General features: G+C 68.1%; 5 protein-coding genes. All 5 read left to right on the top strand.

What is annotated here, in order from left to right; translation table 11 throughout:
- A partial coding sequence (locus tag VFZ09_RS13975) for a hypothetical protein (RefSeq protein ID WP_329728054.1) occupies positions 1-1457 on the top strand: 1457 nt, incomplete at its 5' end.
- 13 nt (positions 1458-1470) lie between these two features.
- A complete protein-coding gene (locus VFZ09_RS13970) occupies positions 1471-2136 on the top strand; it encodes a hypothetical protein (protein ID WP_329728053.1) in 666 nt (221 codons plus the stop codon).
- A gap of 603 nt (positions 2137-2739) precedes the next feature.
- Positions 2740-3090, top strand: coding sequence for a hypothetical protein (locus VFZ09_RS13965; protein WP_329728052.1), 351 nt, complete (start codon positions 2740-2742; stop codon positions 3088-3090).
- Entirely contained in the window at positions 3087-3383 is a 297-nt protein-coding gene (locus VFZ09_RS13960) for a hypothetical protein (protein ID WP_329728051.1), read from the top strand. The genes VFZ09_RS13965 and VFZ09_RS13960 overlap by 4 nt, the downstream gene beginning before the upstream one ends.
- A 16-nt stretch (positions 3384-3399) precedes the next feature.
- Entirely contained in the window at positions 3400-8595 is a 5196-nt protein-coding gene (locus tag VFZ09_RS13955; RefSeq protein ID WP_329728050.1) for a pentapeptide repeat-containing protein, read from the top strand.
- The last annotated feature ends 1036 nt before the right edge of the window (positions 8596-9631 follow it).

The raw sequence follows: 9631 nt of genomic DNA, 5'->3' as shown, positions 1-9631 counted from the left end.
AGCGAGTGGTGGGCCTGTGCAGCGGGGTGGAGGAGGTGGGGGCGGTGCTGGCCTTCACCTTCTGGGTGGAGGGGGGCGCGCTGACGCTGGTGGGCTACGAGGAGGGGCGTGGCGGCGAGGGGGTGGGGCGTCCAGTGGAGGAGCTGGAGCGGGTGCTGCGCCTCGTCCTCACCCAGTACGCGGGAGGGCGAACGGGGGAGGTGGTGTTGCGGCTGAGGCGTGAGGAGGCGCGTTGGGCGGTGGACTACGACGCCTCACGCACGGACGCCCGGCCTTCTGAGGCCAGGAGACTGCCGGTGCGCATGCCGGGTACTCCGGCCGCAAACTTCCTCACCTTCCACGAGCTGGCCGGCAAGTGGATTCGTGCCGTGCAGGTACCAGTGGGTGGCGCGGCGCGGGTGGTGCTCGAGGTGCGGCTGGAGGACGGCCGGCTCGCCGGTGGGGAGCTGCGGGAGGTGCGGCGCACGCGCGAGGGGCCAGGAGGGAGCCCCGTTGCGCTGTCACCCGAGGTCGCGGGGCACCTCGTCCAGGTGCTGCTGCCCTTCACCGAGGGGCTGGGCCCGCGCACGGTGCGCGTGGTGCTGTGGGCCGAGCACCGGCTGGGAGAGACGCGGGCACGAGGCCGGGTGGAGTCCGCGAAGGTGGAGCGCCCGCCGCCTCAGCCTGGGCAGAGCTGGTACCTGTCCATGCACGAGGCCACCCTGCTGCGCTGGCGGGAGGGGGTGGTGGAGGGCTCGGCCTGGCTGGCGCAGCGGGGCGTGGAGGAGCTGGCGCTGTGGTTCGCGTTGGGAATCATCGCCAAGGGCCTGGGCTTCTTCGCGACGGAGGGACTGGAGTGGGTGACGAAGGCGCTGGGGCGCGAGCCCGAGGTGGTGGCCGGATGGCTGCGCACCGCGCTCAGACGGCTGACGCCGGAAGAGAAGACAGCCTTCGAGCAACTCTGGTCGAAGGTGCTGCTGGAGGGCGAGCAGGCCCTGAGTCGCAGCGAGCGCAAGACGCTGCGGGGCCTCTTCGTTCGTCTCGAAAAAGTCATCCAGGAGCCGCTGGATGTCGATCTGAAGAAGGAGCTTCGAAAGGATGCTCGTGCATATTACGCCAGGCTGTACCCGCAGTTCGCCAAAATCCTGGAGGAGCAGAGCAAGGAGCTTCCCATCCACCATCGGCGGCCACTTCAATACGCGCACCTCTTCCCGGATGAGAACGTCAATGCAGGGGAGAACCTCGTGATGTTGAAAGAGCACGTCCATAAAAGAGTCAACTCTCTATGGGGGAGGTTCCGAACCGCTCGCCCCAACCCGACAACGGATGAAGCCAGGCGAGCAGCTGAAATCATTGATAGGCATTTCGAGCCCTGGTACCACCGCGCCGATGAGCCTCCTGGAGTGGTGAAGACCGTGGACGATGCGAGGGAGGCCGCGTTGCGCGAGTTGCGGAGCCGATTCCCTGGCCTCGAATAGACAGGAGAGAACGATGGAGACGCTCATGTCCCTGCCTGGATTGGAGCGGCTGTTTGATACCTGCCTGCGATTGAACCTGCGCGTGGAGACCTTGCCGCCTGCCCGCGAACCGCTGCGTGCTGGATGCTCCTTGGAGGGGCTCCCCTTCGACCCGGTTCTGGCAGATGTCTATGCGCGCCTGGGTTACGCGGCCTTCGCCACGGAATTGATAGGAGTAGGGTGGACCCTCGACCGGTCGGATGACCAGGTACACAAACTCGAGGAGAACAACAGGTGGTGGCGGGAAAACTGGTGGGAAGAGCTGGGGGAGCCCGTGATTGTTTTCGGCGGTGATATCTATACCTATGCCACCGTGCCGAGCCTCGCGGATGCATCAGGAAGACAGCCCGTGATAGAGGTGGATACCTATGAGCCTGATGCTCACGTCCTGCCCGTGGCATCGAACGTGGACCGCTTCTTCGACAGTTACTCACACTATCTGGAAGCGCTGGTCGCACATCCGCGCTATCAGAAGTCGGGGGAGAGGGAGCTGACGTTCCCCTGGGATATGGCCGAAGTTCTCGCACGGGATGAGCGACTGGTGGAGTTGATTCGAGCAGGGCGCTTCGAGCCGTTGATGAAGAACATGCAAGAAAGCGACGCGACACGTCGCTGGATCGCCAGGTTGACCGGGAGATGACTCCCTGTGACGAGCTCGGGAGGCGCTGGAATGACAATGGAGCGCATGGCCTTGTCCGGGCTGGAGCGGTTGATGGGCAGGTAGGGCGCGCGGGGCAGGGGAAGTGTGGTACGGGGAGGGAAGGATGAACGCACGCGCCATCGCCATCCAGGTTCTGTGCCGTGTCCGGGCCACGGACGCGTACCTCACGGTGCTCTCGTTCCCGTAGAGCGTGTTTCGGTAGGAGGCCAGAAGTTCCCCGGCCCGAGGAGCGGCCTGTCAAGCTTGGCGCCTATCGAAACACGTTCTAACGCCTTGCTCTCACACCGAATCGTTCCCCGCTCCGTCCCGTCTCGTCCCGTTCTCACGCCCGCTGGAGGGTCCCACTGGGGGCACATGGGATTTGCTCTCCGTTCCACCAGTTCCTGGCCAGGGTCGGCTCTTGAGGCGGGGATGTAGGCGGCGGGAATCGAACCCGCCACCTGGTACTCCCAGAGCGGGCCTGGCGGGATCTCGTGGGAGCCTGACGGTAACGTTTGCCCTGGCGAGGTGTGGCTGGGGAGGGGCTGGTGGGGGCGCACGGGTTCGACGCCTACCGGGAAGCTGCAGCTCTCCTCGAGCCTCGTGCCGGTCACCGGAGGCAAGGCCTCCCTCACCATCACCGGCCAGGGTCCCGGCAATCCCCGAGGCTACATCGACGGGCAGGTCTACTTCGCCACCTACACCTTCAGCCCCGCGGTGTCGGACTACAACCAGGCTCCCAAGGTGGAGAACCGCGTGAAGCTCCAGCGTGTCCTCGGCATGGACATGAGCCAGCCGCTGCACATGCCGGTGAGCCGTGACCTGTCGGCCATCCGGTGCAAGCTCATCCTGGACTGGTTCAACGCGGGCATGCCCTACGGACCCGTCGGGCCGGTGGGGGGCCGGGAACGCCCTGGGACAACATGCCCACGGTCAGTGGCTGGGGGCCCATGACCAGCCTCCTGGTGCGCTCCGGCGACATCATCGACGCCATTCAACCCGGCTATGGCTCCAATACCGCGCCCTTCGAGGGGGGCCCGGGTGGAAACCCCACCACGATCGACCTCACCGGGGATTCGATCGTGTCGCTCACCGGATTCACGGGCACGTACTTCGGCATGGCGCAGGTCTCGCAGATCACCTTCCATACCGCGAGCGGCAAGACCTACGGCCCCTTCGGGACCCTGCGGAACGTGCACGATGCCCGGCGCGGCCTCGCGGGGCCGCGTCTGGGCGCGCTAGGGTAGGGCGGAGGAGGGGCGCATGGTGGAAGCCCTTATCGATGTGCTGATCGTGACGGCGCTGAAGGATGAGCTCGATGCGCTGCTGGACATCGAGGTCGATGGGGCGGGACGGAGCGCCTGGACGGAGACGAAGGATCGGCACGACTTCCCGTTCCACGTGCGTGAGCTCTCCAACGAGCACGGAGAGCTGCTCCATCTGGCCGCGGCCTGGTCGGGAGAGATGGGAGAGAGCGCCGCCACCGAGCGGGCTGGCGCGTTGATCGATGAGCTCGACCCGGCCTGCCTCGCGATGTGTGGCATCTGCGCGGGCCGGCGGGGCGAGGTGTTCCTCGGGGACGTCATCGTCGCCAGCCGTGTCTTCAGCTACGACCGGGGCAAGCAGCGCTCCAGGGGCCCGGGGCACGAGGAGGACTTCCTCCACGACATTGAGACCTACAATCTCGAGGCCACCTGGAGCATGAAGGCCTCTTTCTTCGCCGAGGAGTTCCAGCGCGACTGGGAGGAGCGGCACGCGCGTCCCCCGTCGAAGGCCTCGCAGGGGAGATGGCTGCTCCACACACTCCGGGCCCACCAGTACGGCGAGGGGCCTTCCCCCAAGGAGCACCCGGAGCGCAGGACGCACTGCCCGGGTTGGGCCGATCGCATCCAGGAACTGCGCGAGGCCGGCTTGCTCGACAAGGCGCTCGGCAGGCTCCAGCTCACCGAGAACGGGCTCGCGCATGTCGAGGAGGAGCAACTGCGGGACCCCGATGGGCAGGCCCGGGATCCCAGCTTCCGTGTCCACGTGGGGCCGCTGGCCACGGGCAGGGCCGTCAAGGAGGACCCCGAGCTGTTCGCCCGGCTTTCGCGCTCGGTGCGCAAGGTGCTGGGCGTCGAGATGGAGGCCGCGGCCATCGGCTTCGTGGCCGAGCGGCGCGGCCGGCGCTCGCTCATCGTGAAGGCTGTCTCCGACTACGCGGACCAGGACAAGGACGATGCCTACCGGCGTTTCGCCTGCAGGGGCTCGGCGGCGTTCCTGGTGGCCTTCCTTCGCAAGCATCTGCGCCCCCAGGAGCCGGACTCCGGCTCCGTGCGCGGGCCCCTCGGGCGCTCCCTGGAGGACAAACTCCTCAAGCCCCAGGAGAAGCTCCGCGATGATTTCCTGGCCCGGGTGGAGCGGGCCTGTGTCCTGCGCGCCCCCGAGGGCACGGAGATCATCCGCCGCCAGGGTCCCGCCCCCTTCGGCCCCTTCCTCGAGGTCTCGGTGTTCGAGGGGCAGCACCGCTTCCAGCGCGTGTTCCCGGTCGCCGTGCTGGATGCGCCTCCCACGCAGGATGCGCTCGAGGCCTTCCTCCGGGGCATCCATGCCCGCTACCACCGGGAGAATCCCTCGGTCATCTCGACGCTCGTGCACGTGGGGCATGCCGCGCCGGAGGAGCTGGCCCGCCGGGCCTACGGCAAGCAGGTCCACCTGATGAGCTTCGCGGAGTACCAGGGGCTCATCGACTTCTCCGCCTACCTCCGCCGCCAGACGGCGAGGCTGGAGGCAGATCCCATCTACCCCCCCGCGCTCTACGTGCCCCAACGGGCCCAGGTGAGCATCGGTGGGCAGGGGCCCACGCCGCAGGAGGACATCCTCACCGCGCTCCGCGGGCTGTTGGAGTCACCCGGTCCCCGCTTCGCGCTCGTCCTCGGGGACTTCGGTACCGGGAAGACCTTCCTGCTCCACGAGCTGGCTCGGCGCCTGGCGAGCGAGGACTCGGCGCTCGTCCCCGTGCTGATCGAAATGCGCTCGCTCCAGAAGCAGCGCACCCTGCGCGAGCTCGTCGCGCAGCACTTCGCCGCCGCCGACATGGGGCGCATGGAGGTGGACAAGTTCCTCTACATGCTGCGCGAGGGACGCATCGTCCTGCTCTTCGACGGCTTCGACGAGCTGGCGCTGCGCATCACCTACGACCGGGTCCTGGAACACTTCGAGACGCTCATCGAGGCCGCCGGGGGTGACGCCAAGGTCGTCATCACCAGCCGGACGCAGCACTTCCTGACGGACCAGGACGTCAAGCAGGAGCTGGCGCGCCGGGCGGAGGTGCTGCGCGGCTACCGGCTCATCAAGCTGGAGCGCTTCAGCGAGGAGCAGATCCAGCACTTCCTCCTGAAGCGGCTGGGCGGCGAGTCCATGGCGGGCGAGTACATGGGCCTGCTGCGGGATGTGAAGGATCTGCTCGGCCTGTCGGAGAACCCGCGGATGCTGAGCTTCATCGCGGACCTCGGCACCGAGAAGCTCCGGGCCGCCCGGGCGCGCTCCGGGGAGATCTCCTCGGCGGAGCTCTACGCGCTCCTCCTCTCCCAGTGGATTACGGGCGAGTACCGGCGGGTCAATCCGGCCGGAGCGCCCAAGGGGCTGAGCTGGGGGCAGTTGCGGAGCGCGGTGACGGACCTTGCCCTGTTGCTCTGGGGACGCACGGAGCGGACGGTGAGCATGAGCGAGCTGCCCGAGGAGCTGCTCGCGGCCGTGAACGCGCAAGGCGAGCATGCGCTCGACGCGGAGGTCATCCGGCACCAACTCGGCTCCGGCTCGCTGCTCGTGCGGGACGAGGAGGGACGGTTCTCCTTCGTCCATCAGTCCGTGCTGGAGTGGCTCGTCGCCGAGCACGCCATGCGGGAGCTGCGCGAGAAGGGAGAGGCCTTCGCGCTGAGCCAGCGCGAGATGAGCGATTTGATGGCGGACTTCTTCATTGCCCTCGCGGGTCCCCAGCAGGCGCGGGATTGGGCCCAGGGCAAGACGTTCTCGACGGAGAGCGGTGTCGCGCTGCGCAACGCCCTGCGCATCCTGGGCAGGATGCGCAAGGAGGGCGTGACGCCAGCGGTGCCGGTCCTCGAGAGCAGGGGGTCCACCCAGCTGTCGGGGAGTGACCTGCGCGGGCAGGATCTCTCCGGTGCCGAGCTGCGCGGGGCCGATCTCTCGAGAGCGAACCTCTCGGGCATGACGCTCGTGGGAGCGGACCTCTCCGAAGCGGATCTGCGGGAGGCCCAGCTGGCCCGTGCCGAGCTCGGACAGGCGAAGTTGCGGGGGGCCAACCTGGCGGGGGCCAACCTGGCGGGGGCGAGTCTGATGGGGGCGGACCTGCGGGGCGCGAACCTGAGGGGGGCCCGGCTTCGCGCGGCGAAGCTCATCGGGGCGAAGGTGGACTCGCTCGAGGGGGCGGACCTGTCCGGCGCGGCCCTGCCGGGTCCCGCCGCCATCCTCCCGACCGTGATGGCGGACGCCGCGTGCCTCTCCGTGGCGTTCAGCCCCCGGGACGGGCTCATCGCCTCGAGTCACCTGGGAGGGGACCTCCGCCTGTGGGATGCGCTGACCGGCAAGGGGCTGCGAGTCCTCGTGGAGGCCCCACCGCCCCAGGCACAGTCCCCACTCCCGCCGGGTGCGGACCTCATCCTCGACATCGCCTTCAGTCCAGATGGGGAGCTGCTGGCCTCGTCCTCGGCGCAGGGGGTGGTGCGGCTGTGGAGCGTGGCCTCGGGGCGCGTCCTGCGAGTCCTCGAGGGGAACCCGTCGTCCCTCGTGCGGAGGATCGCCTTCAGCCCGGATGGGGCGCTCCTCGCCGCGGTCGGCAATGACGGGAAGCTCTGCCTGTGGAGCGTCGCTTCTGGAGGGCGCCCCCTGCGCACCTTGGACACGGGCCTGCCGCAACTGGAGAGCCTCGCCTTCGGCCCGGATGGGGGACGGCTCGCCACGGCGTCGGTCGGGGGCCTGGTGTACCTGTACGACGTCGTGGATGGGCAGTTCGTGGACTCCTTCAAGGTCGAGGCACCGCCTCCTCTTCTCGACCTGGCCTTCCATCCGGACGGCTCGACCCTGGCCATCGCGTCCAGCAATACCGTGACGCTGAGAGCCCTCGGCGATGGAACCTCCCGGCGGTCGGCTCGACAGCCAGGCCTCGTGACGAGGGTCTCTTTCAGCCCGGACGGCGCGATGCTCGCGCTGGCCTGCACCGATGGCAGCATCCAGGTGTGGGACGGCTCCGAGAGCAACGCCCCGCACACCCTTCGCGGCCACTCGGAGATCGTCCGGGACCTCGCCTTCAGTCCGGAGGGGGGGAGCTTCATCTCGGGCTCGGAGGATGGGACCCTGCGCGTGTGGAGTACCGCCGAGGGGCAGCTCGTGCGCACCCTCCGGGGCCATTCAGGTGTGGCCCAGGGGATTGCATTCAGCCTCATGGGTGGCTTTCTCGCCTCGGCGTCGTCCGACGCGACGGTGTGTCTGTGGGACTTCGAGGCAGGGAAGCTGGTGTTCCGCCTGGATGATCATCTTGGACCCGTCCAGAGCGTTGCCTTCAGTCCGGACCAGCGGCTCCTCGTCTCGGCTTCGGAGGAGGCCGTGTCCTTGTGGCGCCTTGCCGACGCGCGCGCCCTCCTGTTGAGGGGTCACTCGGAGCGTGTCTCCAGCGTGGCGTTCAGCCCGCATGGCTCGCTGATCGCATCGGGCTCCAGGGACAGGACGGTGCGCCTCTGGAGTGCCTCGGGTGATTCCGAGCGGGTGCTGCTGGGGCATCGGGGCGCCGTGGGGAGCGTCGCCTTCAGCCCGGACAACGCGACCCTGGCCTCGTCCTCGGACGATGGGATCGTCCGTCTGTGGCGCATCGCCGATGGGCAGTGCTTGCGGGAGCTCGAGAGTTGGGTGGGCAGTTGCGCTGGATGTGTTGCCTTCAGCCCCGACGGGGTCCTCCTCGCCTCCGCCGCGGAGAAAGGCTCCATCTACCTGTGGAGTGTCTTCGCTGGAAAACGCCTGCGCACCCTCAAGGGTGCACATGAGGAGAATGTCCGGAGCCTCGCCTTCAGTCCGGATGGGAAGACGCTCGCGTCGGTCGCGACCGATGGCACGCTCTGCTTGTGGGATCTGGTGATGGGAGGCGTCCCGCGCGTCCGTGCGCAGCACGGCGCCTTCGCTCTCGGCGTGGCCTTCAGCCCGGATGGGAGGACCGTCGCCTCGGTCGCCGATGACGGGGCCGTGCGGCTCTGGGATGCCGCGACGGGTGCCAGCCTCGCCACGCTCCTCCATCTGCCCGAGGGATGGGTCGCCTTCCGGCCCGACGGCCACTACCGGTGCGGGGGCGACCTCGGAGGCGCCTTCTGGCACGCCGTGGACCTGTGCCGTTTCGAGCCGGGTGAGCTCGAGCCCTATCTCCCCACCCCGCTGCGACTGTCAGAGGATGAGCCATTCCTCCCGCGGGGGTGACAAGGCCCGGGGCGCCTGGGCCCCCCTTTCTCGGCCAGGGCCTGTTGGCGGACTTCACCCTCACGTGGCGCACGGAGGTGAAGTCGCCGGAGGGAGAAGGAGGGCCCTGTTTCTCGGAGAGGCGGCTAGTGGACTGTCTTACAAGTTTTCCAACATAGAGGGGCCGAGGCCGATTCGCAGCGGCCCGAGTTCTTCGCCCGGGCAGAGCCCAGCGGCCCCCCCCCCACGACTATGTCGAATCACTTGTAAGACACTCCACTAGAGGCTTCCTTACAACGGCGGAGGTATACGACCCGGCCACGGGCATTTGGAGCGTTACCAACTCCATGACCTCGCGTCGCCACCTCCACACGGCGACGCTGCTGCCCAACGGCCAGGTGCTCGCCTCGGGCGGACCAGGCCATGACACCCTCGCGACGGCGGAGGTGTACACGCCCTGAGCCCTGTGCGCCCTTCACAGCACCGGGAGCCAGCGGCAGGAGCCGGCGCCCGCGCCCTGCGGCTTCAACCAAGAGTTCCTTTCAAAAATCCCCTTGAGCCCGAGTGGCCCGAGGGAGTGCTCCGCTCAGAGGCGGTTTCGGCCGCAGCATGGTGGTGAGGGGAAGGCGGGCGCAGTTCCACAACCTGTTGCCCTCGTAGGCCGGGCGTGATGAGCGAGCAGTCTGTGCACTCGGTCAGGAGCAGTCCGCGAACAGCCGCGGGCTCATGGACTCATCTGCCCCTGCTTGCTGCTCGGGCTGTCCTGGTCCGCGCCCAGTACCTGTTTACGCTCCGCTCCGCTCTGGGTCGCCCGCACGCAGCTTCGCCTGTTGTTGGCCTCGGCTCCTACCGAAACTGGTTCGTAGGAGATGGCTTGCCGGCACATCCCCTCCCCGCGCCGCGCTCCTGTCGGGTGGTGCCCAGACATGTTCTTCCGGGGGGCCGGGCCCTGGTTTTCAGGAGCCATGCCTTGGTTGGATGTGTGCCATGTCCACTCGTCCAGGCCATGAGTGCTCGTCGCGCACGGCGGGGCCTCGGCCCTTGTGGGTGGCATGGG

Origin of the sequence: Archangium sp., from assembly GCF_036277355.1 — a bacterium.
Taxonomy (GTDB): domain Bacteria; phylum Myxococcota; class Myxococcia; order Myxococcales; family Myxococcaceae; genus Archangium.
Note: the sequence above shows the minus strand (reverse complement) of the source record. Positions and strands in the feature narration are given on the sequence as shown.

Bases quoted from the DNA above. Each gene is read 5' to 3' on its own strand.
- VFZ09_RS13970 (WP_329728053.1), top strand. From the start codon at position 1,471: ATGGAGACGCTCATGTCCCTGCCTGGATTGGAGCGGCTGTTTGATACC.
- VFZ09_RS13960 (WP_329728051.1), top strand. From the start codon at position 3,087: ATGACCAGCCTCCTGGTGCGCTCCGGCGACATCATCGACGCCATTCAA.
- VFZ09_RS13955 (WP_329728050.1), top strand. From the start codon at position 3,400: ATGGTGGAAGCCCTTATCGATGTGCTGATCGTGACGGCGCTGAAGGAT.